The organism is Brevibacillus brevis (assembly GCF_031583145.1).
GTDB lineage: Bacteria > Bacillota > Bacilli > Brevibacillales > Brevibacillaceae > Brevibacillus > Brevibacillus brevis_E.
The window spans coordinates 4,389,628-4,416,371 of sequence record NZ_CP134050.1 but is presented as its reverse complement, the minus strand read 5'-3'; the positions used below and the strand labels follow the sequence as shown (position 1 = coordinate 4,416,371).

The window sequence follows — 26,744 nt, the reverse complement described above, 5'->3', positions numbered from 1 at the left end:
CTTGTTGGTAGTATAGATCTGTGGTAGTCTCAGTAAAAGTGAATAGAATTCAAAGCTGTATTCAATATTTTTGAAGATGAAGGGGGATCGTATGATGGAATTGCGCCAACTGATTACGTTCCGCACGGTTGCATCCACGTTGCATTTCAGTCGGGCTGCGGAAGTGCTGAACTACGTCCCCTCCAACGTCACGATGCAAATAAAAGCATTGGAGGATGAGCTCGGTGTTCGTCTCTTTGACCGTTTGGGCAAGCAGCTCGTTCTCACGACTGCGGGCAAACGCTTTTTAACACATATCCAAAGCGTTCTGGACAAGTTGGACGAAGCTCGCAGCGCCGTTCATGACAATGAAAATGTAAGCGGCACCCTCACAGTAAGTGCGAACGAGGTTCTTTGCGCCTATCGGCTTCCGATTGTCTTTCACCTATTTCGCTCGCGCTATCCGGGAGTGCGTCTCATCTTCCGCTCCGTTCCCAATCAACATCTCAAGCAAACGCTCTTTGAGGGAACCGCAGATGTCGTCTTTATGCTGGACGAACCCATTCTCTCGAGTACACTTGCAGTGGAGCCGTTGGTAGAAGAAACGTTCCGCTTTTTCGCCGCACCCGATCATCCACTCGCAAAACGAACTGTACTACAGCTGGAAGATTTTCACGGACAAGTGTTCCTGACCAATGAACAGGGTTGTCCCTATCGCACCATGTTTGACCGGCAATTTGAGAAAAAAGGGATTGATCGTATTACGTATTTAGAGTTTCAAAATGCCGAAGCCATTAAGCAATGTGCCATTACGGGAATCGGTATTGCCTTTCTTCCCGAAATGACAACGAAAGCGGAAGTGGAACGAGGCGAGCTTGTTGTTCTTCCATGGACAATTCCGGACTTGCACGTGTATACACAGATGCTATGGCATCGAGACAAGTGGCTTTCACCAATCCTGTCATCGTTCATAGAAGCAGCGAGGGAGGTACTCACCATAGAGGGGACGAATCAAGCCGTTGGGTGACAAGAACATGAACCCATTTCCTCGCGATGGTCCCCTTACATCGTAACGATTGAAAGTGTGTGCCGAACAGTCTACACCGACCAACTTACTTGTTTGGTAAAAAACGTGGATTTGCTCCACGTTTTTTTGCTATTCGCTTTTTTTATACTACGCATACGATATTGGAATTTCCATTTTTATGATGGTAAGTTACGATATGTATATAAAATGAAATGAAGTTTTAATAGATGAAACTGACCAATCTTATTTTCTACCAAAAGCTTTTAGAGAGCAGAAAGGGGAGTTTGATTATGATGGGAACAATATGCAACCGCCTCACAAGGTAGACGAAGAGAAATAAAAGAAAAAGACAGGGTTCTGCTTTCATGGATACTCGTCATGAAATATGGGAGGTCGCTATGGAATTTAAAACGGCAACTGTACACCATCTTCCCGCAATTGTCCGATTATTAGCGGATGATGAATTGGGTGCTACCCGTGAGCGCTATGAACACCCACTGCCAAAAGCGTACGTGGATGCTTTTTCAAAGATGAACCAGCAGATTGGGAATTCCATAATCGTTGCTTTGGACAACCATGAAGTTATTGGCTGTCTTCAGCTTACAATTATTCCGGGGCTAGCAAGATTAGGAATGACACGGGGTCAAATTGAGGGTGTTCGTATTGACAGTCGTTATCGTGGCAAAGGAGTCGGAGAAGCCTTATTCCGTTATGCCATTAATGAAGCTAGAGCAATGGGCTGCGGGATGATTCAACTGACAACGGATAAAAAACGTAAAGATGCTCATCGGTTCTATGAACGACTTGGATTTGTTGCGAGTCATGATGGTATGAAACTGTTACTCAGTGAGTAGCTATCGAACGATCCGGTTCAATCAAGCGAGGCCGGATCGGCTTTCACATCTGTTGCAAAGAGGATGTCATTCTGCCTAGCGGAAGTGAGATCCTTTTTTGACGTGGACCATTTTTCTGGAATTTTTTTGAGAGGGGGACCCCCTAACAGACGTCTATAGTAGTGAACAAACAAAAGGACGGCTGCGCAGCACCCTTTTGCAAGGAGGAAACAAACATGCAGGACGATCGAGAGGTCATTGCGGAGGTTCTTCAGGGAGACAAAGAGGCCTATGCTCTGATCGTCAACAAATACAAAGGAAAAGTCGCTTCCATTCTCCAAAGAAGCTTGCGTCATCCCCACGAGGTCGAGGATGTCTTGCAGGAGGTATTTATCAAGGCGTACTACAGTCTTTCTGATTATCGGCCGAATCACTCATTCTCCGCTTGGCTGTATCGAATCGCCATAAATCGGGGCATCGACGAGCTGCGAAAGCGAAGACGAGCTCCTTTCCCCGCTGAGATTGATGCCGATCTGGCAGATGAGTGTCCGATACCAGAGGAAGTCTATCTGGAGAAAGAGCAGCGCAGGGCATTGCGGCAGAAGATGATGGGGCTGGACAAGGAATACAGGACGGTGCTCGCGCTTCACTATCTCCAGCAGCTCAGCTACAAGGAGATTGGCAGCAAACTGTCGCTGTCCGTGGATACCGTGCGGATGCGTCTTTCCTATGCCAGAAAAAAGCTTCGCGACCATTTCATCCGGACGGAGCAAAAAGGGGAGAATCGGCTTTGAGCTGTCTAACGCAAAGAGATCTGATCGCCTATATGGAAGACAAGCTGTCACCAAGAGACAAAAGGGAGCTGGAGAGTCATCTGGATCATTGCGTGCATTGCCAGCGGCAGCTGGAGCATTTCGTCGATGGTCTGGACCAAGCAGATGAGGCGCTTCCGGGAGATCTTCTGCCCAAGCATCTCGACCAGAAGATCATCCGTTCTCTCTCTGCTCACCCAGTCAGAGTATTGAGCCCCACCGCACTTTCGTACGAACAGCCCTTGTGGAAAAAGAGGAGCATCGCCATTATGAAAAGAACGACAATTGCTGCTGCAGCCATAGCCCTTGCCATATCGGGAGGAATGCTGATTTCCCCGAATTTTGCCCAGTACGTAAATGCCGCCATCTCGAGCAGCTCCCTTCAAAAGGATCTTCCTGCGAATGCTGTAAGCAAAAGCAAATTTGCCGATGTCGGAGACCGCGGTATCCAAGAGGCGGCCCAAAACGGATTTGCCGTGCCGATCAGAGCAAGCGTTACCGACCAAGGAATTACGTTTGAAGTGCAAGAGGTCGTGGCTGACCCGCTGCGCATCAGCATGATGGTGACGGTGAAAGACAAAAACGGCAGGTTCATGGATCTAGGCTGGAACGACTTGTATGAACGAGCCGATAGGGAGCCAGCGATTACACTGAAGGACAAATTGGGTAACATATTGAAGTCTTCTCGAAATGCAGAAGATCGCAACCCGAATGAATATTGGGACAGCTACACGTATCCGAATGACGGGTTCCTGATTCTGAATCGTGAGCTGCGAAGCTATTTCGATGACCCGAAGCAGATCCCAGACGTACTGGTGGTCGACTTCAACATCAATAAAATTAGCGATAGGAAGGGAAACTGGAAGCTGTCCGTGCCGGTGGATATGAAAAAAGCCAAAGCGGCGACCCATATTCAAGAGATTAACAAGACCTATACGACCAGACAAGGGCTGACGCTAGACGTAAAACAAATGACATTTGCGCCAAGCGGCATCGAGCTGGTCATCGACCGGAACGCCAAGAAAGACGAGAGGAGTGGCTACAGCTATCAGCTTGTGGATGAACAGGGAGAGGTCCTGGGCTCATGGGATTCGGCAGATGCATGGAAAATCCCCAGAAATCAAAGCCATGTGAACGGTTGGATAAACTGGAGCAAGTCCGTGCCTACCCAGAACGGGGTCAGAGACTTCCAATACTTCTATCCGATCGACGATGACAAAGGCATAAGCTTTGAGCTGGAGTCTGTCTATTACGAAGAACCGGCAGCTTTTCGCGTAAAGCTCGATCTTGACCGAATGGAAAAAGAAACCGTTACAGCAGAGGAGAAGGGAGATCGCTTTACGTTTAAGAAGTACGTCAGGAAGCCGGAGGACATCGTTGATTTCGAGGAAGGAAGGGGAGACCTCCTGCAGGTTAATCCAGACGGCACAACCAGCAAAATAGAAGCCTATCACCTTGCCTATGATGGCTTGCTCGGTGAAAGCACTGCTCCCATGTACCCGTTTGATGCCTGGTCGATTACCGACGAAAATGGCAAAGAGCGCGAGGTGCAATTCTTGATCGATAAAACCGAGTATAAAAATGGAAGAACGATCGTACAGGGAGGGATGCTGGTGTTCAAGCCTCTTCCAAAACAATTGACGATCTCCTATGACAAAAAGATGACGGAGAACCGAAATGTTAATTGGGAGATTCCGATTGTGGCCGGGAAATAAGCAGATGAGAGATAGCAGAAGCATGTGAAGGCATGACGTTCATGTAGGATTCGTATGTCGCGCTCCGTACCGGTTCGACAGCCCCGTTTGTCAGGGCAGGTATCCGTAAAACCAATGGAAAAGGAAAAAGTGGAGCCTCCAAATGAGGGGGACTCCACTCTTTCTTTGTTGAGTAGGTGTTTTGGCATACATGCGGCTGCAGCACCGGCCGGTGTTCCGAGAAATGATAATGTAGGACGCGGCCTTTTTCCCCCGATTACGAGGGCAGCGCGCTTACATGAAAAAGAGTTGCCTAAATATTCGATAAAATAGTATCCTAAAGGATATGACACGACCTTTGGGAGGACCTATGGATCACGTGACCAAAAAGTATCAAGCGATTGACAGCGAGATGGTGCTATTCAATGAAGAATACTATTTAAGTGTTATCCGCCTCGATATTTCCAGACTCGACACGCCGGTCCGGGAATCGTTTTTCAACCGTCTCTTCGAGTTCGACAGCGACGATATGGAACTGGAGATCGATGTTTCCGAGGAGCATCGCGGTATCTGGTACCTGCAGCTGCTGGTTCCCCACGTGCTCACCCTTCCCGAAGCCGCCCGCAAACGGCTGGAACGGGGCAAGGAGCAGCTAGATGCCCATTTGGCGGGCCAGCCTGCCACCCTGTCTACCTCCCAATTGAAGGGGGAGGATATTTATCAGTATGTCAAACGATACAATCCCCACCTGCAGGTCATCGGTTAATACAGGCAGCTAGCGACAGCGATCTCACACGATCGCTGTTTTTTGTCTACGGCTTCCCGCAGGCACTTTCCCTTAAGAAGCGTGACAGATGACAGTAAAGTGCCACCCATTGCCGTAATAGACTGAATATAGGAATTGTCCAATCCAATGAAGCGAGTAGGAGAGACTGGCTCATGAAAAGGATATTGCGAACGCTGGGCGTCATCTTGGTGCTGGGGGCGGGAGGGGCCGCCTATACGTTTTACCAGTTTTACAAAAACGTGGAGCAAACAGCGACTGCGATCTACGAGCCATTGCCTGAACTGCCTGCCGCGGAGCAGCAGCCTGACCCGCCTGTGCAGCCAGCATCCACGGAGAAGAAGCAAAGCGAGGAAGTGCCTGCACAGCAGAAGCCGATTTCCATCTTGCTGTTCGGCGTCGACAAGCGGGGAGCGGATGAGGGCCGATCCGATACGATCATCTACCTTGCGAGCAATCCGGCGCTGAAACAGACGCTCATGTTCAGCATCCCGCGGGATACGCGGACCCAGATTTACGGGAGCAAAAAAGAAGACAAAATCAACCACGCCTACGCGTTCGGTGGAATGGCCTCCACTGTGCATACCGTGGAAAGCTTCTTGGACACCCCGATCGACTATTACGTCAAGGTGGACATGGAAGGCTTCTCCAAAATCATCGACTCCCTGGGCGGGGTGCAGGTAGACAATACGTTTCCGTTCAGCTACGAGGGATACCGCTTCGAGAAAGGGAAGATCGTGCTCGATGGGAAAAAAGCGCTGGCCTACGCCCGGATGCGGCACGACGACCCCGAGGGAGACTTTGGCCGCAACAAGCGGCAGCAGCTGATCATCCAGCAGCTGATGGCCAAAGCCAAGCAAATTTCGACGGTCAGCAAGCTGGATGAAGTGCTGGCGAACATCGGGGAAAGCGTCAAAACAAACCTGACATTCGACAACATGCAGGACCTGATGTTTCACTACAAGAGCGCGCTCGATCAGGTGAACGTGCTCCGCATCAACGGGCAGGGAGAAATGCTGAACGGAATCTACTACTACCAAGTGTCAGCCGAAGAGCGAGCGCGGATCAAGCAGCAGATCGACGCGGTGCTGCATGGGAGCGCGGAGAACCAACATTCATAGGGAAGAGGGAAGCCGAAGGGGACTGAAAGCCTGGTCCGGCTGCCCAACAATTGCTGACGCCATGCCTGTGGCGTCAGTTTTTGCAAGATGGGAGTTAGCGGAAATTTGGATAAGTCCGTGACGGAAACGAATCTTCCGCATATCGTATAGCAGGTCCACTCCACGAATAGAAGGGAGAATAGGTAGATGAGCATACTTACACCGCAGCCGTACGCCGTTTCGGTTGTCGATTACAAGCAATATGCGGTCAATGTCGGAACAGCCACGGAAGACTGGTCGGACGCGATTCAGCGGGCAGTCAACGACGTATCGCAAAAAGCGCGAAACAGCTCGAATGGCTACGAAGCAAACATTCAAGGCGTCGTGGTGTTTCCCATCCAGCGGTTCAAAATACGAAAGCCGATCCTTCTCCCGCCGCAAGGGGTCATGCTCGTTGGCACATCGATCTCCTCCACGATGCTAGACGATATCTATACCGGGAAGTTTACGTTCGTCCCCGGTACGATCATCGAAAAAACCACGAATACCACGTACGGCACGAAGACGCGAAAGGCGCGGGGAGGGGCGGTCACCGACAATTACAATGTCGACGCCTTTTTCCTCATCGACCACCCCGACAATGACACGAACTACAACACTTCTCTCCAATACCTGACTCTCCATTCCACTGCCCCCAAGCAAGTACGATACGGCATTTACGCTCCCCGCACGACGCATGCCACCTTCGAGAACATCCAAACCTACTACTGCGACTACGGTTTCTTTACGTACGATTCCTGGATGACGACGATTGACAGATTTTTTGCCCGGGATTGCGTCTCCGCCCTGTGCTGGCAAGACGACGGCACCAACAACGGGACGGGTACGACCCTGAACGCGTCGAACGTCTGGGCGAACACGGCTCAGGTAGGTTTTGACATCACCTTGCTCAACTACTCCACGTTCACCAGCTGTGGCGTCGACCACGTACACAGTGGAACGGCCCGTGCCTACTCCTTCAAGAAGTGCAACGGAATCACGCTGAATGGATGCGGAGCGGAAGACATAAAAGGCGACGTGCTCTATTTCGAAAACACGAGCGGGGTCGTGAATGGGTTCAACTCCTACTTTCTCCTTGGCGCGCCGGCCTCCAGAGGGACGTCCGCGATTGTCTTTGTCACCGGCACTTCCAGCGTCGTATTCAATGCATGCCGGTTCCCGAACTATCAAACGACGGATCCCAACGACAGCTCGTACACGCTGAATACCGCCACCAACTTCAACCACATCGTGCAAAACGGAGCAGATGCCATGTTCAATCTGTGCCAGCTTCCGACAAACGGGAACAGCTACGTGTCCTACAGCAACAACAGCACAGCGACGTATGTGGACGACAGCGGCACGACGACGTGCATCAATGTGGGGGGAGTCATTTACAAGGGGACTTTGGTAAATGGCCTCAAACGGATGCAGGGAACTGCGATGCCGACGACAGGGAGATGGACGGCTGGAGACATGATCGAAAACACGGCACCCTCCGTCAGGGGGACAGCCGGCAGCAGGTACGTCATCCTAGGCTGGCTTCGATTGACAACCGGCACCGGCAATACACTGAATACCGACTGGGTACAAATGATCAGCTATACAGGAGCTTGACATCAGCGCTGGCACCTCGGGAGTCCGCAAGTCCCGGGGTGCTTTTGCGTTTCACGATGGTTGTTCCATCAGGCTTTTTCGCATTCGGCTAACTTTGGTTAGTTGCACCAGGGAGAGCTGATCGACTAGATTATGGGGAGAAAGACCGCGAATAAAGAAGGATTGACAAATCGACAGGAGGCTCATTTTTCGCTATTTCTTTTAGCCAAACGACAAATTAAGTCTATTGTCATTCAAATAGGCGTATTGTAGTATAAGCCTATCCGACGAACCTCCCAGTACATATGCATCCCGCTTGATCCTATCCATCAGCGAGGGCGCTCGGGGCGTTGAAGCTGAATCCAGGGGTGAAAATGTTGGTGGATACGAATCACGTAGGAGATCCTGGACCTGATACTGTTGAAGCGTACAATCGCTGGCTGCGCCACGCAGGCATGCCGGCAGACCTTTTGGAGGAGCTGCGGCAGATCGGCTCGGACAGCCGTGAAGTGGAGGACCGCTTTTACAAGCATTTGGAATTTGGAACAGGAGGAATGCGGGGAGTCATCGGCGCCGGAACCAATCGGATCAATGTCTATACGGTCCGACGTGCCGCGCATGGAATTGCCCGCTATCTGGATAAAAAGGGTGAGACGGCAAAGAGCAAGGGCGTTGCCATCGCCTACGATTCACGAAAGTACTCCGATGTATTTGCCCTGCAAGTTGCCGCTATTCTGGCGCATTCCGGCAACAGGGTGTACCTGTTTCAGCACCTCGCGCCGACTCCGCTGCTCTCCTTTGCCATTCGCCATCTGCAAGCCTCCGCAGGTATCGTGATCACCGCCAGCCATAATCCATCAGAATACAACGGAATCAAGGTATATAACGAGGAAGGCGGCCAAATTACAGAGCAAGACGCCGCGGACATCTACGCTGAAATCCAGCGGACGGGAGATCCTCTCCTGCTTCCGGAAGAAGATCCTGCAGCCTCCGACCGCGCTGATGCGATCGCCACGATCGGCAAAGAAATCACGGAGGCCTACGCGCAGCGAGTCGAGCAGCTGCTATGTCAACGGCCGCTCATAAAGGCGGAGGGCGACAGCCTGTCTATCGTGTATACCCCTCTGCACGGCACGGGGATACAGGTGATCCCGGACCTTTTGCGGCGGGTCGGTTTCAGCCGTGTCCATCTCGTCCCTCAGCAGGCGAAGCCCGATTCGGAGTTTCCAACCGTCAAGGCACCAAATCCGGAAGAGCGGGACGTATTTGCGCTCGCCCTTTCGCTGGCCTCCGAAAAACAGGCCGATCTCGTCATGGCGACGGACCCGGATGCCGATCGACTCGGAGTATTGGTCAAAACAAAGCACGGCTACGAGATGCTGAACGGAAATCAGCTCGGCGCCTTGCTCCTGCACTATTTGCTGGAGCAGTCCTCGTCGAAAGGACGTCCCTTGCAAAACGGACTCGTATTGAAAACCATCGTCACCTCGGACCTCGGGGGAAAAATCGCGGAGAGCTACGGCGTGACGACAGAAAATACACTCACGGGCTTCAAGTACATCGGCGAAAAAATTCAGGAGTGCCAAACAACCGGCTCACATACGTTCGTATTCGGATACGAGGAAAGCTACGGGTACTTGGCAGGTGATTTCGTCCGGGACAAGGACGCGGTCCAGATCGCCGTGCTGGTGGCCGAGATGGTGCTGGTTCATCGCCGCCGAGGCAAGAATCTGTTTGAAGTATTGGAGGAGATTTACGCCACGTACGGCTATTTTCGGGAAGAGCTCCTGTCGCTTACCATCGAAGGCAGAGCGGGTCGGCAGGAAATGGAGGAAAGCATCGCCCGTCTGCGCGAAAATCCTGTAAAACAGGTGGCGGGGTATGGTGTTCATGCTGTAGAGGACTATGAGCGCCGGGAAAGAACGGTGATTGGCACCGGGGAAACGCAACCGCTGTCCTTGCCGAGATCCAATGTCATCAAGATCATCATGCAGGACGGCTCATGGATCGCGGTCCGCCCATCGGGTACGGAGCCGAAGATGAAGGTATACTTCAGTGCGTACTCCCCATCCTCCATGGCGGAGGCCGATGCGAAAATGGCGGCGTTTCAGGCGGCCGTGCCAGACTTGATCGGCAGATCCAGGTAAGAAGGCCGAACGGATAGACACGCAGGGGCATCAGGAAAAGCGCAAGAGTGGCCAGCCAAGTTTTTGTAAAGGGAGCTGCGACTGATGAGACCATCGAAAATCAAAAAGGCCATTATCCCGGCAGCAGGCTTGGGCACCCGGTTTTTGCCGGCGACCAAGGCGATGCCCAAGGAAATGCTGCCGATCGTAGATAAGCCGACCATTCAGTACATTGTGGAAGAAGCGGTGGAGGCGGGGATCGAAGATATCATCATCGTGACGGGCAAAGGCAAGCGGGCGATTGAAGACCATTTCGACTCCGCATTCGAGCTGGAGCAAAACCTGCTGGAAAAGAAGAAGCTCGATTTGCTGGACCGGGTGCGTCATTCGGCCAAAATCGCCAATATCCATTACATCCGGCAGAAGGAGCCTCTGGGTCTGGGACATGCCATTTGGTGCGCCCGGAAATTCGTGGGGGACGAACCGTTCGCGGTGCTGCTTGGAGACGATATCGTCCGTTCGGAAGTACCGTGCATCAAGCAGCTGTCTGAAGTTTTCGACCATACCGGCTGCTCGGTGATCGGCGTGCAGGAAGTGCCGGAAGAGCACATATCCAGGTATGGAGTTGTCGATCCGATCACGGAAGAAGGAGGCTTGTACCGCGTGCGTGCATTTGTGGAAAAGCCGCCGAAGGGAACGGCTCCGTCCAATCTAGCCATCATGGGCAGGTATATCCTTACCCCAGACATTTTCGCCATCCTGGACAGACAGGAAAAAGGCATGGGCGGCGAGATCCAATTGACGGACGCCATCCAAGCCATGAACGAGCGACAAACCGTGTACGCGTATCAATTCGAAGGGGTTCGCTACGATGTCGGGGATAAACTGGGGTACATCACGACGACACTCGAGTTCGCCATTCGAAACGAGGAACTGCGCACGCCGCTTTTGTACTATTTAGAAAATTGGATGCAGGGACAGACGATCGCGCCCAAGCGATGAGCGGATGGCTACTCCTTGTTTTGAGCCAGCTTCCACTTTTGATATTCCAGAAATCCCCGGAACTCCTCTTTGCTGACTCCTGATTGCATGGCCTCCATGACTAATTGATTCCATTCATCATCCAGCTGTTCAAAATAAGGCTCTTTATCAATCAAAACATTTATCGGAACTTGGAGAACATCGGCGATTTTTTCAATGAATTGCAGCGAAGGATTTGATTGAATATCGCGTTCAATGGAGCTTAGGTACGATTTGGCAACTCCTGCACGTTCAGCCAATTGCGACAGGGAAATTCCCTTTTCTTTTCGCAGTTTCTTGATACGTGTACCAATCATCGGGAGAATCATCCTTTGTCTTTGCTGATTCTTTTCATTATAGCAGGAAAATACCCTTTTGCCTAATAGTGAAAAAAGGTGCAGTGCCTGCCTTTTGGCGTGATTGGGCAATCGTCCGGGAGGGGAAATCACGATGGGTGCGAACAAAGCGGTGACGGAAGAGATCGATTCCGAGTGGAAGGAATTGATCATGGAAGCAAAAAGGCTGGGAATCCCGGTCGATGAGATTAGGCAATTTTTACTGGTGTCCGTCAAAAAGTACGCGGCAAACGAATAATTCCGGACCGAACAGTGGAATGAGGGGCTCCTTTGATATTTTCGTTCTTTTTTAAGAACAAAGATGAAAATGCTACCTAATCTGAGAGAAACGGCTAAAATGGCTAAATTTGGCTATTTTAGCCGTTTTTGTTATTTTTACTAGGAGAATATACTTAGGATAATCGTTCCTTATAAAGAACGAAAATGGTTAGGAAGGATGATTGTGGACACGGGATGGGAGCAGCTGAAAAAGTGTGCATTTTCGCGCCGGTGCATGTTTACACGGACATCCGGGTGTATCAAAAGGAAGCAAAAACAATCGCTTCTGCCGGCTATTCGGTAGTGCTGATAGCCAGGGCTGCAAAAGAGAGGGAAGCGGCGGAGGAGCGGGGCCAGCTGCGGATAGAGGGAGTCCCGCGTTACAGGAGCCGCTTTCAACGTTTTCTCATGCAGCCATTGATGCTGAAAAGCATCTGGAGAACCAAGGCGTCCATCGTCCATCTCCACAACCCGGATACGCTTTTGCTCGGGTTTCTCCTGAAGCTCATGGGGAAAAAGGTGATCTACGATACGCACGAGGATTTTACGAAGCGAATCCTGATGCGCGAATGGATACCGGCGATACTGCGCAAGGCGGTCGCCAAAGCTGTCGGGCGGCTGGAAGCGTGGGCCGGGCGGGTATTCGACGCTTCGATCGCGACTCAAGTGGATGTGGCGCGCAGGCTCGGGGCGAAGAGCGTCGTGATTGAAAACGCGCCGATCTCGCAAGGAGAACTGATCGAGAATGCCTACTCGCTGAGCGAGGCCATCCAGAAGACGGAAGTGTTCCGAGCCGTATACGTCGGGACAATCGGGCGGACGCGCGGGCTGTTGCAGATGGTCAAGGCTATGGAATACGTCAACCAGCTGTTTCCGGCGCGGCTGTGGCTCATCGGTCCTGTACACGATCAGGCGGCTATGGAAGAGGTGCGCGATCGGGTGGGGTGGATGTATGTGGACTACCTGGGAGTATTGTCCCAGGAGATGGCCTTTGCCTACATGATCCAGTCGGATGTCGGTCTGATCACGATTCAAGACATCGGAGACCACGCCAAAACGAGTCCGAACAAGATATACGAGTACCAGCGTTTCGGGATTCCCTTCATCGCCAGCGATTTTGCCGTGTGGAGGGAAAAAGTGGGACATGTCGGATCCGGCGTCTTCGTCAACCAGGAAGACCCGTTGGAAATAGCGCAAGCGATGACGTTTTTGCACGATCATCCCGAGCAGGCGAAAGAAATGGGGCAAAGAGGGGTGGAGTTCACAGTGAACGAGTACAACTGGGAGAAGGAAGCGGAGAAATTGATCCGGCTGTACCAGTCGTTATCCTCCGCTGATCAGTCAGGTCAGCCGCAGGCGGGAGGTGCCTGCCCGTGACCATTTCCCCTGTGCCTGTGAGCCAAGCAGAGCCGGCACATCCGCTGGTGTCCGTGATCACGCCCACTTACAATGCGGCACGATTTATCCGGGAGACGATCGATTCGGTCAAGCGGCAGACGTATCCGCATTGGGAGCTCATCCTGATCGATGATGCCTCCTCCGACGATACGGTCCCGATTATCCGGGAAGAACTCGCGGATCCGCGCATTCGCTTGATCGTCCTTGCGCAAAACAGCGGTGCGGCCGTAGCCCGAAACACGGGAATTTCCGCCGCGAATGGAAGGTACATCGCGTTTTTGGACAGCGACGATCTGTGGCTCCCGCAAAAGCTGGAGAAACAGGTGGCCTTCATGCAAGAGCGGGATGCGGCGTTTTCCTTTACCCGTTACCGCATGATCCAGGAAGACGGCACGCATACCCCGTATGTCGTCCCGATCCCGGAGAAAATCGACTACCGCGGCCTGTTGAAAAACACCATTATCGGCTGCCTGACCGTGATGCTGGACAAAGAAAAGCTGGGGACGATCCAGATGCCCAATCTGCGGACCCGGCAAGACACGGCGCTGTGGCTGAACATTCTGAAACAGGGGCACCTCGCCTACGGGATCCAGGAGGAGCTGTCCCAGTACCGCAGAGTAGCCGGCTCGATTTCCAGCAACAAATGGAAAGCGGCGAAAAACACGTGGCGGCTGTATCGGGATATCGAAAAGCTGAGTTTCGCGTCCGCCGCATGGTGCTTTGTCCACTACGGCTGGAACGCGTGGAAGAAAAATGTGGGTCAGACCTGACGGGAGAGGAACGGACAAATGAAGATAGCCATTGTCGGAACAGGATACGTCGGACTCGTGACAGGGGTCTGCTTGGCGGCCATCGGCCATGACGTGACATGCGTGGATGTAGATGAAGAAAAAATGGCGCAGCTTGGAGCCGGGATTGTCCCTTTTTTCGAGCCCGGACTAGATGAACTGCTCGCTGTGCAAAGACAGGAGAGGCGGCTCTCGTTTACGGAAAGCCACGAAGCGGCTTTTTCCGGGGCGGAAGCGATCTTTATCGCAGTAGGAACGCCCCAAGGAATCGACGGCATGCCGGATCTGCGGGCGTTGATTGAGGTGGCGAGGGCGATCGGGCTGACGCTGGCAAACGATGCGGTCGTCGTCATCAAAAGCACGGTGCCTGTCGGGACGAACCATTTTGTACGCGAGCTCATCGCGGAGCATCTCGTTCGGCCCGTAACCGTACAGGTAGTCTCCAACCCGGAATTTTTGCGGGAGGGGGCCGCGGTTTACGATACCTTCCACGGGGATCGGATCGTCATCGGTGCGGACGACGAGGAGGCGGCGCGCCTGGTGGAAGCGATCTATCAGCCGCTGGGCATACCGGTCCTGCATACGGATACCCGCAGTGCCGAGCTGATCAAATACGCGTCCAATGCCTTTCTGGCGACGAAGATCAGCTTCATTAACGAAATCGCCCAGCTGTGCGAAAGGCTCGGCGCGACGATCGAGGATGTGGCCCGGGGCATGGGTATGGACGCTCGGATCGGCGAAAAATTTTTGCGGGCTGGAATCGGCTACGGGGGTTCCTGCTTCCCGAAAGACGTCAAGGCGCTGCTCGGAATGGCAGAGCTGTCCGGGTATTCCTTTTCCATCCTTCAGGCTGTCGAACGGGTGAACTACCGACAGCGGCTGCTTCTGATAGAGAAGCTGGTCGGGCGATTGGGTGATCTGCACGGCAAACGGATCGCACTGCTGGGGCTTGCCTTCAAGCCGGATACGGACGATATGCGCGAGGCCCCGTCGCTGACGATCGCGGAAACCTTGCTGAAGATGGGGGCGCAAGTCGTCGGATACGATCCGGTGAGCAACACAAAGGCGCGCCATGTCTTGCCGCCTGCGGTGGAGCTGGCGCCGGGGGCAGAGGAAGCGCTGGGAGGAGCGGACGCCGCGTTTGTTTTGACCGAGTGGGAAGAGTTTACACGCCCTTCATTCGCCCGGCTGTTTACGCGGATGAAAGCGCCGATCGTATTCGACGGACGAAACTGCCTGGATGCTGCTGTGCTTGGAGAGTGGGGCATTGAGTATCATCCGGTCGGAAGAGGGGCATGGGTCCAAGGGACAGCGACAAGTTATCTGGAAAAAGGGAGATCGCGATGAAAGTACTGGTGACGGGCGGAGCAGGCTTTATCGGTTCGCATGTTGTTGATCAACTCATCGCCGACAATTGGCAAGTGGTCGTCGTCGATAATCTGTCTACGGGGAGAAAACATTACGTTCACCCGTCTGCAAAGTTTTACGCGTGCGACATTACCAGCGATGAGCTGGAGCACGTATTCGCACAGGAAAAGCCGGATGCCGTCATCCATCAGGCGGCGCAAATCGATGTCCGTCAATCGATGATCGCTCCGCTCCGCGATGCTACCGTCAACATCGTTGGTACCGTCAGGCTGCTGGAGTGCGCTCTTGCGCATCACGTACAGAAGTTCATTTACGCATCGTCAGCAGCCGTCTACGGAATGCCTCTCGGCGAGTTCATTGAGGAGTCGCACCAGACCCTTCCTCTTTCCTGCTACGGTATCTCCAAGCACACTCCCGAGCAGTACATACGGGTGTTGTCCGAACAGTACGGCATGGATTACACCATCCTGCGCTACGCCAATGTGTACGGAGAACGCCAGGAGCTGACGGGAGAAGGAGGGGTCATCCTGAGCTTCATCCAGAAAATGCTGATGAATATCCCTCCCGCCATCTACGGCGACGGCTTGCAGACGAGAGATTTCATCCATGTGGAGGACGTCGCTGCCGCCAACGTGGCTGCACTGCGCCATGGGGCCAGGGAGGTGCTGAACGTGGCGACGAACCGGTCGCTCAGTATCAACGACCTCGTGGAGCTCTTGAACGAAATGATGTCCATGCGCATCGAGCCGGTCTACTTGCCGGCGAGGGAAGGGGACATCCGCCACAGCTGCCTGAACAACCACAAAGCGCGGGAAGTGCTGAAGTGGGAGCCGCAGGTCTCCTTGCATCGCGGATTGAACCAGACGATTCAATACGTTCGCAGCAAAATGTCCATCGCCCACAGCTGACGATTCTGTGGATAACGGCAGGAGGAATCTATGAGTGGCAAGACGTTAAAGCTACGCCTGTTTTTGCTCGTATTGCTCGACGTAGGCTTGCTGAATGCCTGCTATGTGGTTTCGTTTTTATCCCGCTTCTCGTTTGACGTTCCTTTGCGCAACTTCAAGCCATACCTCGCATTGTTCCCGTGGATCTCTCTGTTTTGCCTCATCGCTTTTTACATGTTCGACCTGTACTCCAATTGGAAGCGAAAAAGCTTGCACCATTTGCTCTACACGATCATTTTGTCCATTCTGCTCGTGATGGTTTTGACCATGTCGCTGACGTACCTGGGCAAAGGCTTCTCATTTCCCCGCAGCGTGATTTTCGTCGCGACGTTCCTGCAAGTGATCGTACTGGGGTCCAGCCGCTACTTTCTCTGGCATCTGAGCCGGAAGCGGCATGGCAGCAAAAAGGTGCTGATCGTCGCAAGCACTCTCGAAAACGGTTTGGCTCTGGCGGAGAAGTGCATGAACCATTCGAAAGGGTGGTTCGTCATCCACAGCTTTCTTCCCGCCCACAGCAAACGGGTCCTGCAAATAAAGATGGCGGAAGTCGATGTCGTCCTCCTGGGCCCGAGTCTCAACCGGGAAGACAAGGCGGAAATCATCGGCATGTGCATCAGACAGGAAAAAGAAGTGCTGGTCGTTCCGGAGATGGTGGAGCTGCTTGCCATCGAATCGGAGCTGCAGCAGATCGACGACCTTCTGGTGCTGTCCATCCAGCCCCCCAGGTTTGTCCCTGGCAAATTGCTGGTGAAGCGCAGCTTTGACATCGCGGTGTCCAGCCTCATGCTGATCCTCCTGTCACCCGTGATGCTGATTTTGTACGCCTTGATCAAAGTCACTTCCCCGGGACCCGCGATCTTCAAGCAGGAGCGTCTGGGGGAAGGCGGCAGATCGTACATGATCTACAAATTCCGCAGCATGGTCCCGGATGCGGAGAAGGCGACGGGCCCGGTGCTGGCAGCTGACGGCGATCCGCGAATTACACGCATCGGCAAGTTCATGCGCTCTACCCGCCTGGATGAAATCCCGCAGCTGTTCAACGTGCTGAAAGGAGAAATGAGTCTGGTCGGACCGCGGCCGGAGCGCCCCTTTTTCATCCGACAGTTCCAGGAAAGCATCCCGGATTACACCTACCGCTTGTCGGTCAAACCCGGCATCACGGGTCTCGCCCAAATCTTGGCGAACTACAGCACGAAGGTGGAAGACAAACTCCGCTTCGACATTTTGTACGTGAAGACGTATTCGTTCGTCCTCGATATCAAGATCCTGCTCCAGACCATCCGCGTCGTGCTGCAAAGAGAGCAGGCGGCAGGGGTGGCGCGCGAAAACGAAGAGCACAAGAAAAAGCTGCTGCGGCTGTTCGGCTACTACGACATGGCCAACACCGCCAATCACGAGTAAAAACGGATGAACGGGAGATGGGACAGTGAAGCTGATTCTTCTATCGGGCGGGTCGGGAAAACGGCTGTGGCCTTTGTCCAATGACGCGAGATCCAAGCAGTTTCTCAGGCTGCTGCAAAACGAAAAAGGCGAGCGGGAGTCGATGATCCAGCGTATCTGGCGGCAGCTCGGGGCGGCAGGCTTGCAAGAGGAGTGCATCATCACCACCAGCAAAACGCAGGTCGACATCATCCAAAACCAGATCGGCACCGATGTCGAGCTGCTGGTCGAGCCGCAGCGCCGCGACACGTTTCCCGCGATCGCGCTGGCAGCGGTTTACTTGTACGCAAGGAAGGAAATCAGCATGCAGGAAGTGTGTGTGGTCATGCCTGTCGACGCCTGCGTGGAGGATGCGTTTTTCGAACGGCTGAAGGAACTGGAGTCCGTCCTTCGCGACTCGGAGGCCCAGCTCGCTCTCATCGGCGTAAAACCGACGTACCCTTCCGAGAAGTACGGCTATATCGTGCCATTTGCGGGACAGGAGGGCATGCGGCATTGCCGAGTAAGCCGATTCGTGGAAAAGCCGACGCAGGAAGTGGCGGAGGAGCTGATCGCCCGGCAGGCGCTGTGGAATTGCGGCGTGTTCGCCTTCCGCTTGGAGACGCTGATCACGGCCCTGATCGAAAAAGGGATCCCGATTCATTACGAAGAGCTGCTGCGGCACTATCATTCCCTGCAAAAGATCAGCTTTGACTTCGAGGTCGTCGAAAAGACGAGCCGCATCGCCGTCCTGCCTTACGAGGGGAGCTGGAGCGATCTCGGGACCTGGAATACGCTCACAGACCAGATGGCAACAAGCCAGGTAGGCAAAGGGTGGGTCGATGAGCGTTCTGCCGCTACCCATCTCGTGAACGAGCTGGACATTCCCGTCGTCGTGCTGGGGTTGTCCAATGCGATCGTAGCTGCCAGTCCGGACGGCATCCTCATCGCGGAAAAATCGGTCAGCCATCACGTCAAGGATCTGGTGAAGGACATCGGGACGAGGCCGATGTTCGAGGAGCGGCGTTGGGGCTGGTACAAGGTACTCGATCACGATACGTCGGTGGACGGGCGTGAGGTTCTGACGAAGCGCATCGGCGTCACCGCAGGGAAAAATTTGAGCTACCAGCTTCACCATCAGCGCAGCGAGGTGTGGACGATCATTCGCGGGGAGGGCGTTTTTTGCCTGGACGATAAAATTTTTCATGTAAAAGCAGGCGATGTACTGACGATTCCCGTACAGGCCAAGCATGCAATCAAGGCGCTGACCGATCTCGAATTCATCGAGGTCCAAACCGGCCAGTCGCTGGTGGAAGAGGACATCATCCGCATCTACATGACATGGGATGAAGTCGAAAAAAACTGCGTGTGGGTATGAAGGGAGCGCTGAAGCCTTGCTAGGGAAATGTATACAAGAGCTGCGCATGCGAAAAGGACTGTCCATGTCTGAGCTCGCGGAGAGATCGGGCGTGACCAAGTCGTATGTGAACGCGCTGGAGCGCGGAATCAAGACGAACCCTTCCATACAAATACTGGAGAAGATCTCGGCTGTGCTGGAGATCGAAGCAGGAGTCCTGGTCCGTTGCGTCCTCGACCGCCAAGCGGGAAGCGTCCCGTTTGATCTGGAGTGGATGGAGCTGATCCGGGAATTGACAAAGTCGGGGGTCAGCAAGGAAATGGTCATATCGTGGAAAGAAGCCTGGACCAAAACCCAAGAGGAGCAAGCCTCTAAACATTCTTCATAACGAACGTCGATTCGTGTGGAAACGTACGCAAAAAACCTGTCGGAACATGAGTTATATAGGAGGTTTGTAGGGGGAAACGCACGAATATGGCTGTTTCATTTTTGAGGGATTTGAGGTACACTAGAAGAAATTCGTTCTATAAAAAGAACAAACTTTTGGGAGTCCGGGAGGGCATATGAAAGTACGCGATCTAGTTGACATGATCTGGCGGCGATTCTGGATTGTCATTGTCTTCACCACCTTGGTCACCTCGGCCATCGGGGTGTACAGCTACTGGTACATCACCCCGCTGTATGGCGCGACGGTGGAGCTGCTCGTGATGCCGAATCCTGCCCAGAGCGACGCGCAATCGAGGGAGATCGATTTCAACGATATCCAGACCAGCATCAAACTGATGGACACCTACCAGGTCATCATCAAAAGCCCCAGGGTCTTGGAAAAGACAATGAACAGCATGAGGCTTCCGCTCTCCACCACCGAACTGGACAGCAGGACGATAGTCAAGCCGGTCAAAGCTTCGCAGGTGATCGAAATTACCGTGCGCGATCCTTCGCCTTCGACTGCGGTTGAGATCGCCAATACGCTGTCCAACATTTCCGTAGAAGAAATCAAGGAAATCATGCGGATCGACAACATCCAGGTGATTTCCGAAGCGAAGACATCGGATAATCCCAACCCCGTCTACCCCAGGCCCATCCTGAATATCATCATGGCGTTCGTGGTCGGATTTTTCCTGTCCATTGCGTTTGTCCTCCTCTACGATTCCTACGTCGTCTACAAGAAGTCCAAATATTTGCAAAAGCAGCGGATGATGAGCAAATCCGCTCTCGGCTAAAGGAGAGGTCCTGCCAGATGACAAAAAAAGCGTTGGTTACAGGCGTTACCGGCCAAGACGGTGCGTATTTGTCCGAGTTTTTGCTGGAGAAAGGCTATGAGGTGCACGGAGTCAAGCGAAGGGCTTCCTCGTTCAACACAGACCGCATCGATCACTTGTACCGAGACAAGCACGAAGAGGACAGCCGCTTTCACCTTCATTACGGCGATCTGACGGATTCCACCAATTTGATCCGCATCATCCAGGAGGTGCAGCCGGACGAGATTTACAACCTGGCGGCGCAAAGCCATGTGAAGGTGTCGTTCGAGACGCCCGAATATACAGCCAATGCGGACGGACTTGGGACGCTGCGGCTGCTGGAAGCGATTCGCATACTCGGGCTCGCAGGCAAGACAAAATTTTACCAGGCGTCGACGAGCGAGCTGTACGGAATGGTCCAGGAGGTCCCGCAGCGGGAGACGACTCCCTTCTACCCCCGCAGCCCCTATGCAGCAGCAAAGCTCTATGCGTACTGGATCACCGTCAATTACCGGGAGGCCTACGGCATGTTTGCCTGCAACGGCATTCTGTTCAACCACGAATCGCCGCTGCGGGGGGAGACATTTGTCACCCGCAAGATTACCCGGGCGGCCGCCCGCATCCGGCTGGGCTTGCAGGACAAATTGTACCTCGGCAACCTGGATGCCAAACGGGACTGGGGCTATGCGAAAGATTACGTCCATGCCATGTGGCTGATGCTCCAGCAAGAAGTGCCGGACGACTTTGTCATCGCGACGGGGGAGACGCATTCCGTTCGGGAATTCGTGGAGCTCGCCTTCGCGGAAAACGGTCTGGATCTGGAATGGCAGGGGCAGGGAGCCGAGGAAGTGGGAATCCATCGCCAGACAGGAAAAGTCCTCGTCGCAATCGATCCGGCGTATTTCAGGCCAACGGAAGTCGACCTCCTGCTTGGCAATCCTGAAAAAGCGAAAAGGGTACTGGGCTGGGAGCCTTCCTGCACCTTCTCCGAGCTGGTGCGGCTCATGGTGCGGGCAGACCGGCAGCAGGCCGAGAAGGAGCACATGCTTTCGGTATGATCCACAAATGGCGCTTGTTGACCCTCTCCCTCGTACACCTCGTATCCAGGAGCCAGGGATTGAAGAGAATCGTGATCAGCACAGGCTGGCTGGCGATGGAACGAATCTTTCGGATGGTCGTTTCCTTTTTCGTCGGGATCGCGATTGCCAGGTACCTCGGCCCGGCCCAATACGGACAGCTGAATTACGCGCAGTCGTTCGTCGCCCTCTTTTCCGCGATTGCAGCTCTCGGTCTCGAGGGAATCGTCGTCCGCAACATCGTCAACCACCCTGCGCGAAAAGACGAGATCATGGGCAGCGCCTTTGTATTGAAGCTGCTGGGCTCCCTGTTTACGATCGCTCTCACCATTGCTCTGATCGTCCTGCTGCGGCCGGATGACCCCCAAACGCAATGGATGGTGGCGCTGATCGCGCTAGGGACAATCCTGCAGTCGTTCGACACGATCGACTACTGGTTCCAGTCGCAGGTGTACGCAAAAGTGAAGGTGTATGCGTATGGCATTGCCTTTTTCCTGATTTCGCTCGTCAAGCTCGTCATGATCGTGCTGCACGCCCCGCTCATCGCTTTCGCCTACGCCGGGATGGCAGAAGCTGTGATCATTACTACCGGGCTTTTGATCGGCTACCGGATCCACGGCCATTCCGTCAGAAAATGGCGCGTGTCGCTGCCGTGCGCGATCGACATGCTGAAGGACAGCTGGCCGCTGATCTTGTCCAGCCTGGCAATCATGATCTACATGCGGATCGATCAGATCATGATCGGGGAAATGGCGGGAGATCACGAGCTCGGCATCTATTCGGTGACAGTCCGGCTGGGAGAGATGTGGTATTTCGTGCCGATCGCCATCGTCTCCTCGACGTTTCCCAGCATTGTGGAGGCCAAAAAAATCAGCGAGGAGCTGTTTTACGAGCGGATGCAGCATTTGTATGATGTCATGGCGTTCATCGGGTACGTGGTGGCCATTGCCACGACCTGCTTCGCCACCGTCATCGTCAAGCTGTTCGGCCCGGATTACGAGGCAGCTGCCTCCCTGCTGATCTGGTACATCTGGATCGGGCTGTTCGTCAATCTCGGTGTGGCGAGAACCTCGTTTCTCAACACGATGAACTACACCCGTTGGCAATTCGTCACGTCGCTGATGGGCTGCATCATGAACGTCCTGTTGAATCTGCTGCTCATTCCCAGATACGGGGCGATGGGAGCCACGGTCGCATCCCTGTTTTCGTACTGGCTCCAGACGCATGGCTCCTGCTATTTCTTTCGCCCGCTGCATCGGACAGGTGTCATGCAGACCAAGGCGATCTTCGTTTTCTTTCGCCTGAAGAAAATCATGGCTCAGCTGCACATTCGCTCGAAAGGGGAGTCCCTCTAGTGGATCGAGAGGCACGAATATTTGTCGCAGGGCATCGCGGCCTGGTCGGGTCGGCTATCAAACGAGCATTGGAGGCGCAAGGGTACCGGCAAGTGCTGGTCAAAAGCCGCAGCGAATTGGATCTGTTGGACCAGAGGGCCGTAGCGCGGTTTTTTGCGCAAGAGCGCCCCGAATACGTGTTTCTGGCTGCGGCCAAAGTAGGGGGGATTTACGCCAATGCGACGTACCCGGCTGACTTCCTCTACCAGAACGTGCTGATTCAGACCAATGTGATTCATGCAGCCCACCGGTATGGGGCGAAAAAGCTGCTGTTTCTGGGCAGCTCTTGCATCTACCCCAAGTTGTCTCCGCAGCCGATCCGGGAAGCGTATTTGCTCACAGGCGAGCTGGAGCCGACCAATGAGCCGTACGCGCTCGCCAAGATTGCCGGGATCAAGATGTGCGAAGCGTACCACCGCCAGTACGGTTCCGATTTTCTTGCGGTGATGCCGACCAATTTATACGGCCCGTACGACAACTTCGATCCCCAGACGTCCCACGTGCTTCCCGCGCTGCTGCGAAAGTTCCACGAAGCGAAAGTCGCGGATGCGGCTGAAGTTGTGGTATGGGGGACAGGGACGCCGAAACGGGAGTTTTTGTACGTCGACGACTTGGCCGACGCTTGCGTGTTTTTGATGAAGACCTACAGACACGCTGACATTGGACCGATCGTCAACATCGGGACCGGTACGGATTTGGCGATCAGCGAGCTGGCCGAGTTGATCAAGGGCATCGTCGGCTTCCGCGGAAGCATCGTCTTCGATGCGTCGAAGCCGGACGGGACACCGCGGAAGTGGCTCGATGTCAGCAGGATGGAACAGCTTGGCTGGCGAGCGTCCACGACGCTTGCGGAAGGCATCCGGAAAACGTACGACTGGTATCTGGCGCAGCAATCGGCTGTCAGGCCGTAGAGTAAGAGAGGTTGCGGGGGGATTTGCTTGCGAGACACGTTCATCATCATATCCAGAAGCCAAAACGGGCAGCTGGCGGCAGAGGGCCAAGGGGCAACGACCTACGCGATGGCTTCCGGCATCCTGCTGCTCAGCGTGTTCCTCTATGGAACAAGCGTCCCCAACCTGTCTTTGATTTGCCTCATTCTCAGCTTTCCCGCCATCTTTTTCCTGAGGCGCAAGACCGTGACCGTCTCCTTCCTGTTGGATGCTTCGCTTGTTTTTTTGTTCGCATTTTTGTACTACACCATGAGCGTCCTGTTTGAGATCACGACCGATGATGAATGGCTGGAGAGCAAATTCGCGTTTCTCATCGCCAACATGACGATCGCCTATATCATCGGCTATTTTCTCGCTCAGAACTTTGCGAAGATCAGCGCCGTGATCGCCGTCACCGCCGGGGGGCTTTTCAGTTACGGATTCCTCTCGACAGCGAAATTTACGCTGGAGCACTTCGGCGAGGTCGCAGGAAACAACTACTTGATTGCAGAAAGGGCGGTCCCTTCCTTTTGGAACGGAGGGATCGTCAATGGCCCGATCGTCGGAATCTTCTTTTCCTTGAGCATCTGCCTGATCGCCATGGTGTACAGCAGGATCAACCTGCTTCTGAAAGGGTGCTTCGTCGCACTCGCCCTCGTCAGCGTTTTTCTCAACCTCATGTTGCAGAACCGCAGTCCCATCTATGCGGGCGTCCTTTCCATTTCCATCGCTACCTTGCTGTACCTGACACAGATGAAGCTGACCCATAAGAAGCTGATCACCCTGCTCGTCCTGATTTGCCTGTTGCCGCTAAACCTGTTCTTCGTGGATTTTTCGGAGACGAAAAGCCTCTTGGACAATCCGTTCATGGAACGATTGATCAGCGAAGGGCTGGACACGCCGCGTTATCAGCTGTGGTACAAAGGAGTGCTGGGACTGATCGAGTACCCGATGGGTGGAGCGAAAACGGACTTTGCCCCGTACGACTACGCCCACAACCTGTGGCTGGACGTCGGCTGGTACGTCGGCTGGATTCCCATGCTGCTGCTGCTCCTGATCCAGGTCCGGCACCTGCCATGCCTGTTTCGATTTGTTCGCAGCTATCCGGATCAGTCGTACGGCGTCATCGGGCTGTCGGTTTCCTTTCTGGTGGCCATGATGGTCGAGCCTACGCTGATTGCATCGTATACGTATGTCACCTTGTTTTTCTTCTTTATCGGTTACCTCAAAGGCTTGTCTGGGAAATAAAAAGCTGTGCGAGAGGAGGGGAGTCGTGTGGGAACATCGCCGCATTACCCAAAAGTAAGCATGGTGACCGTGACCTATCAGGCGATCGGCCAGCTGGAGGCGACCATCAAGAGTGTCGCGGCTCAGACGTACCGGAACAGGGAATACATCGTCGTCGACGGGGGATCATCGGACGGGACACTGGACCTGATCGAGTCGTATCGGCATGTCATAGACCGCGTCGTTTCCGAGCCGGATCGCGGCATTTACGATGCGATGAACAAAGGTCTGTCCCTGACAGCGCCGGACAGCGACTACATCATTTTCATGAACGCCGGAGATGTCTTTTTCAATGATGTGGTCCTGGACGCGATCTTGCCTGGACGCCGGGGCGAGACTCATTTGTACGGCAATATTCACAGGGGCGGCAAGCTGGTGATACAGCCGCCGCGCCTCGGCAACTTTTACATGAGCACGAAGATGATCTGTCATCAGTCCATCCTGTTCGCGACGAGGCTCCATCGCCGTGTACAGTATGACACCCGCTACCACATCGCAGCGGATTACAAGGCGGTGCTGGAGATGCTGCAGCGGGGGGACGTCTTCGAAAAAGTGGAGCAGGCCGTCTGCAAGTACGAAGGCGGCGGGATCAGCGACCTTCACAGGCAGGAGCTGTTTTCCCAACGGCGCGAGATCATGCGGCACTACCCTGCTCTGTGGCGCATGTACGTGGGAAAGAGGCTCCTGGCACGGTGCCTGCCATTTCGAGATCAGTTGAGGATGCGATGAAGATGGGAAAACAAGTCTTGTACATTTCGGGAAAGCTCTTCCCGGTCAATTCCGGCGATGCGATCTACTCGCTGGGGATATTGGAACGACTGGCCGGAACAGGCGCTACCTTCGACGTCTTATCGTACCGGTACGAGGACACGGACGTAGGGGCTGATGAATACCGCTACTACGCGTCCTTGTTCGGGGAAATGAGGCTCGTCGACTACGCTCCAACGAAGTGGGAGAACTACAAGAAAGTGCTGATCTACGGGGACAGCACCCAAAAGTATCTGGGGAGCATGATCCGGGAAGCGGAAGCCCTCCTGTCCCAGAAGCGTTACGATATTATCATTCTCGATCATCTGCGGATGTTTTTCCTGTACGAGACGATCCTGAAGCACATCGACCGCAGCCAGACCAAGCTCGTGCTCATCCAGCACAACATCGAGCATCTCAACGCCAGGGAAGAGATCCGGTTTCAGCAGCGGGCGAAGGACAAATGGAAGCTGCGCCTGCTCAACCGCGGAATTCGGAAGCTGGAGGTTCAAGCCATTCACGCTGTAGACGACATCTGGGTGATTTCGCCGGAGGACAAAGCGCTCATCGAGAGGATGGGGAAAGACGCCAGCCGCATCCACGTGATTCCGCCCTACTACAACTACCCGGCCATCAAGCTGCAAGAGCATGTCGAGCAGCCGACCTATCAGCTGCTGCTATTGGGAAGCATGGAATGGTACCCCAATGTGGTCGGGGCCGTCTGGTTCATCGAAAACGTATTCCAAGAGCTCGTCAAGCAGGACGATCGCTACCGGCTGTACATCGTCGGCCGTGATCCGAGTCCCAGGCTCTGGCCGTACCGTTCGGAGAAGATCACCATCACGGGTGCAGTGAAGTCGGTGGATGAATACATACGCAGCTGCGACTTTCTGATCGTCCCCAACACGCTGGGCGGAGGGGCCAAGATCAAGATACTGGAAGGGATCATGAAAGGAATCCCGGTGCTTGCGACCAAGGAGAGCACGGTAGGGTATTCGGAAGAAATTTTCGACGAAGACTTTTGCGTCAACCATCCTCAGACCTTTGTGCAAAAAATCATGCAGCTCAACATGGACGCACAAAAGAAAATTTCGTTCGTGAGCAAGGCGAGAGAAATTTTGGCGGACAACAGGAGGGTGAGTGAGATCCTCTGACAATAAGCGACGAGA

Annotated in this window: 25 protein-coding genes; 24 read left to right on the top strand and 1 reads right to left on the bottom strand. The window is 53.9% G+C overall.

From position 1 onward, the window contains the following. The first annotated feature begins 94 nt into the window (after nt 1-94). The 9 genes from RGB73_RS22035 (at nt 95) to galU (ending at nt 10,992) form a co-directional block, all read left to right on the top strand. On the top strand, nt 95-1,006 hold the full coding sequence (locus RGB73_RS22035) for a LysR family transcriptional regulator (protein ID WP_310774477.1): 912 nt from the start codon (nt 95-97) through the stop codon (nt 1,004-1,006). A gap of 398 nt (nt 1,007-1,404) precedes the next feature. Continuing rightward, nucleotides 1,405-1,860 carry a GNAT family N-acetyltransferase gene (locus RGB73_RS22030; RefSeq protein ID WP_310764855.1) on the top strand — a complete coding sequence of 152 codons (456 nt, stop codon included), beginning with the start codon at nt 1,405-1,407 and terminating at the stop codon, nt 1,858-1,860. A 215-nt stretch (nt 1,861-2,075) separates the two neighbouring features. Continuing rightward, nucleotides 2,076-2,633 carry an RNA polymerase sigma factor gene (locus tag RGB73_RS22025; protein WP_310764854.1) on the top strand — a complete coding sequence of 186 codons (558 nt, stop codon included), beginning with the start codon at nt 2,076-2,078 and terminating at the stop codon, nt 2,631-2,633. After that, complete coding sequence (locus RGB73_RS22020) at nt 2,630-4,366, top strand: DUF4179 domain-containing protein (RefSeq protein WP_310764853.1); 1,737 nt, start codon at nt 2,630-2,632, stop codon at nt 4,364-4,366. Before RGB73_RS22025 ends, RGB73_RS22020 begins: the two co-directional genes overlap by 4 nt. 349 nt (nt 4,367-4,715) lie before the next feature. Beyond that, nucleotides 4,716-5,111 (top strand): hypothetical protein, encoded by a 396-nt coding sequence (locus tag RGB73_RS22015; protein WP_310764852.1) that lies wholly within the window; start codon nt 4,716-4,718, stop codon nt 5,109-5,111. A 173-nt stretch (nt 5,112-5,284) separates the two neighbouring features. Next, complete coding sequence (locus RGB73_RS22010; RefSeq protein ID WP_310764851.1) at nt 5,285-6,250, top strand: LCP family glycopolymer transferase; 966 nt, start codon at nt 5,285-5,287, stop codon at nt 6,248-6,250. A gap of 186 nt (nt 6,251-6,436) precedes the next feature. After that, a complete protein-coding gene (locus RGB73_RS22005) occupies nt 6,437-7,885 on the top strand; it encodes a hypothetical protein (RefSeq protein ID WP_310764850.1) in 1,449 nt (482 codons plus the stop codon). A gap of 359 nt (nt 7,886-8,244) precedes the next feature. Beyond that, nucleotides 8,245-10,011 carry a phospho-sugar mutase gene (locus tag RGB73_RS22000; RefSeq protein ID WP_310764849.1) on the top strand — a complete coding sequence of 589 codons (1,767 nt, stop codon included), beginning with the start codon at nt 8,245-8,247 and terminating at the stop codon, nt 10,009-10,011. Between the two features lie 84 nt (nt 10,012-10,095). Next, complete coding sequence (gene galU, locus RGB73_RS21995) at nt 10,096-10,992, top strand: UTP--glucose-1-phosphate uridylyltransferase GalU (protein WP_310764847.1); 897 nt, start codon at nt 10,096-10,098, stop codon at nt 10,990-10,992. Nucleotides 10,993-11,000: 8 nt separating this feature from the next. On the opposite strand, the gene RGB73_RS21990 is transcribed toward galU, so the two are convergent. Further along, a complete protein-coding gene (locus tag RGB73_RS21990; protein ID WP_310764846.1) occupies nt 11,001-11,327 on the bottom strand; it encodes a helix-turn-helix domain-containing protein in 327 nt (108 codons plus the stop codon). A 133-nt stretch (nt 11,328-11,460) separates the two neighbouring features. Here RGB73_RS21990 and RGB73_RS21985 point away from each other — a divergent pair, with 133 nt between their 5' ends. The 15 genes from RGB73_RS21985 (at nt 11,461) to RGB73_RS21915 (ending at nt 26,729) form a co-directional block, all read left to right on the top strand. After that, complete coding sequence (locus RGB73_RS21985; RefSeq protein ID WP_310764845.1) at nt 11,461-11,604, top strand: anti-repressor SinI family protein; 144 nt, start codon at nt 11,461-11,463, stop codon at nt 11,602-11,604. A 215-nt stretch (nt 11,605-11,819) separates the two neighbouring features. Beyond that, nucleotides 11,820-13,001, top strand: coding sequence for a glycosyltransferase (locus RGB73_RS21980; protein ID WP_310764844.1), 1,182 nt, complete (start codon nt 11,820-11,822; stop codon nt 12,999-13,001). 2 nt (nt 13,002-13,003) lie between these two features. Next, the gene (locus tag RGB73_RS21975) at nt 13,004-13,792 is read left to right on the top strand and encodes a glycosyltransferase family 2 protein (protein ID WP_310774475.1); all 789 of its coding nucleotides are present in this window, start codon (nt 13,004-13,006) and stop codon (nt 13,790-13,792) included. An 18-nt stretch (nt 13,793-13,810) separates the two neighbouring features. After that, nucleotides 13,811-15,157: a UDP-glucose dehydrogenase family protein gene (locus RGB73_RS21970; protein ID WP_310764843.1), complete on the top strand. Its 1,347-nt coding sequence runs from the start codon at nt 13,811-13,813 to the stop codon at nt 15,155-15,157. Then, nucleotides 15,154-16,086, top strand: coding sequence for an NAD-dependent epimerase/dehydratase family protein (locus tag RGB73_RS21965; RefSeq protein WP_310764841.1), 933 nt, complete (start codon nt 15,154-15,156; stop codon nt 16,084-16,086). The genes RGB73_RS21970 and RGB73_RS21965 overlap by 4 nt, the downstream gene beginning before the upstream one ends. A 30-nt stretch (nt 16,087-16,116) precedes the next feature. After that, nucleotides 16,117-17,526 carry a sugar transferase gene (locus RGB73_RS21960; RefSeq protein ID WP_310764840.1) on the top strand — a complete coding sequence of 470 codons (1,410 nt, stop codon included), beginning with the start codon at nt 16,117-16,119 and terminating at the stop codon, nt 17,524-17,526. A gap of 25 nt (nt 17,527-17,551) precedes the next feature. Then, entirely contained in the window at nt 17,552-18,922 is a 1,371-nt protein-coding gene (locus tag RGB73_RS21955; RefSeq protein ID WP_310764838.1) for a sugar phosphate nucleotidyltransferase, read from the top strand. 46 nt (nt 18,923-18,968) lie between these two features. Next, on the top strand, nt 18,969-19,289 hold the full coding sequence (locus tag RGB73_RS21950; protein WP_310764836.1) for a helix-turn-helix domain-containing protein: 321 nt from the start codon (nt 18,969-18,971) through the stop codon (nt 19,287-19,289). Nucleotides 19,290-19,464: 175 nt separating this feature from the next. After that, the gene (locus tag RGB73_RS21945) at nt 19,465-20,124 is read left to right on the top strand and encodes a YveK family protein (protein WP_310764834.1); all 660 of its coding nucleotides are present in this window, start codon (nt 19,465-19,467) and stop codon (nt 20,122-20,124) included. A gap of 17 nt (nt 20,125-20,141) precedes the next feature. Further along, nucleotides 20,142-21,200 (top strand): GDP-mannose 4,6-dehydratase, encoded by a 1,059-nt coding sequence (gene gmd, locus RGB73_RS21940; protein WP_310764833.1) that lies wholly within the window; start codon nt 20,142-20,144, stop codon nt 21,198-21,200. 59 nt (nt 21,201-21,259) lie between these two features. Next, nucleotides 21,260-22,573 carry a flippase gene (locus RGB73_RS21935; protein ID WP_310764832.1) on the top strand — a complete coding sequence of 438 codons (1,314 nt, stop codon included), beginning with the start codon at nt 21,260-21,262 and terminating at the stop codon, nt 22,571-22,573. Further along, nucleotides 22,573-23,523: a GDP-L-fucose synthase gene (fcl, locus tag RGB73_RS21930; RefSeq protein ID WP_310764831.1), complete on the top strand. Its 951-nt coding sequence runs from the start codon at nt 22,573-22,575 to the stop codon at nt 23,521-23,523. Before RGB73_RS21935 ends, fcl begins: the two co-directional genes overlap by 1 nt. Nucleotides 23,524-23,550: 27 nt before the next feature. Next, nucleotides 23,551-24,789 carry a hypothetical protein gene (locus tag RGB73_RS21925; protein WP_310764830.1) on the top strand — a complete coding sequence of 413 codons (1,239 nt, stop codon included), beginning with the start codon at nt 23,551-23,553 and terminating at the stop codon, nt 24,787-24,789. A gap of 27 nt (nt 24,790-24,816) precedes the next feature. Then, nucleotides 24,817-25,557, top strand: a complete 741-nt coding sequence (locus RGB73_RS21920) for a glycosyltransferase family 2 protein (RefSeq protein ID WP_310764829.1) — start codon at nt 24,817-24,819, stop codon at nt 25,555-25,557. 2 nt (nt 25,558-25,559) lie between these two features. Beyond that, nucleotides 25,560-26,729, top strand: a complete 1,170-nt coding sequence (locus tag RGB73_RS21915) for a glycosyltransferase family 4 protein (RefSeq protein WP_310764828.1) — start codon at nt 25,560-25,562, stop codon at nt 26,727-26,729. The last annotated feature ends 15 nt before the right edge of the window (nt 26,730-26,744 follow it).

Coding starts and splice junctions, on each gene's coding strand:
- RGB73_RS22035 (WP_310774477.1), top strand. CDS start 95: ATGGAATTGCGCCAACTGATTACGTTCCGCACGGTTGCATCCACGTTG.
- RGB73_RS22030 (WP_310764855.1), top strand. CDS start 1,405: ATGGAATTTAAAACGGCAACTGTACACCATCTTCCCGCAATTGTCCGA.
- RGB73_RS22025 (WP_310764854.1), top strand. CDS start 2,076: ATGCAGGACGATCGAGAGGTCATTGCGGAGGTTCTTCAGGGAGACAAA.
- RGB73_RS22015 (WP_310764852.1), top strand. CDS start 4,716: ATGGATCACGTGACCAAAAAGTATCAAGCGATTGACAGCGAGATGGTG.
- RGB73_RS22010 (WP_310764851.1), top strand. CDS start 5,285: ATGAAAAGGATATTGCGAACGCTGGGCGTCATCTTGGTGCTGGGGGCG.
- RGB73_RS22005 (WP_310764850.1), top strand. CDS start 6,437: ATGAGCATACTTACACCGCAGCCGTACGCCGTTTCGGTTGTCGATTAC.
- galU (WP_310764847.1), top strand. CDS start 10,096: ATGAGACCATCGAAAATCAAAAAGGCCATTATCCCGGCAGCAGGCTTG.
- RGB73_RS21990 (WP_310764846.1), bottom strand. CDS start 11,327: ATGATTGGTACACGTATCAAGAAACTGCGAAAAGAAAAGGGAATTTCC.
- RGB73_RS21985 (WP_310764845.1), top strand. CDS start 11,461: ATGGGTGCGAACAAAGCGGTGACGGAAGAGATCGATTCCGAGTGGAAG.
- RGB73_RS21980 (WP_310764844.1), top strand. CDS start 11,820: ATGGGAGCAGCTGAAAAAGTGTGCATTTTCGCGCCGGTGCATGTTTAC.
- RGB73_RS21970 (WP_310764843.1), top strand. CDS start 13,811: ATGAAGATAGCCATTGTCGGAACAGGATACGTCGGACTCGTGACAGGG.
- RGB73_RS21965 (WP_310764841.1), top strand. CDS start 15,154: ATGAAAGTACTGGTGACGGGCGGAGCAGGCTTTATCGGTTCGCATGTT.
- RGB73_RS21960 (WP_310764840.1), top strand. CDS start 16,117: ATGAGTGGCAAGACGTTAAAGCTACGCCTGTTTTTGCTCGTATTGCTC.
- RGB73_RS21950 (WP_310764836.1), top strand. CDS start 18,969: ATGCGAAAAGGACTGTCCATGTCTGAGCTCGCGGAGAGATCGGGCGTG.
- RGB73_RS21945 (WP_310764834.1), top strand. CDS start 19,465: ATGAAAGTACGCGATCTAGTTGACATGATCTGGCGGCGATTCTGGATT.
- gmd (WP_310764833.1), top strand. CDS start 20,142: ATGACAAAAAAAGCGTTGGTTACAGGCGTTACCGGCCAAGACGGTGCG.
- RGB73_RS21915 (WP_310764828.1), top strand. CDS start 25,560: ATGGGAAAACAAGTCTTGTACATTTCGGGAAAGCTCTTCCCGGTCAAT.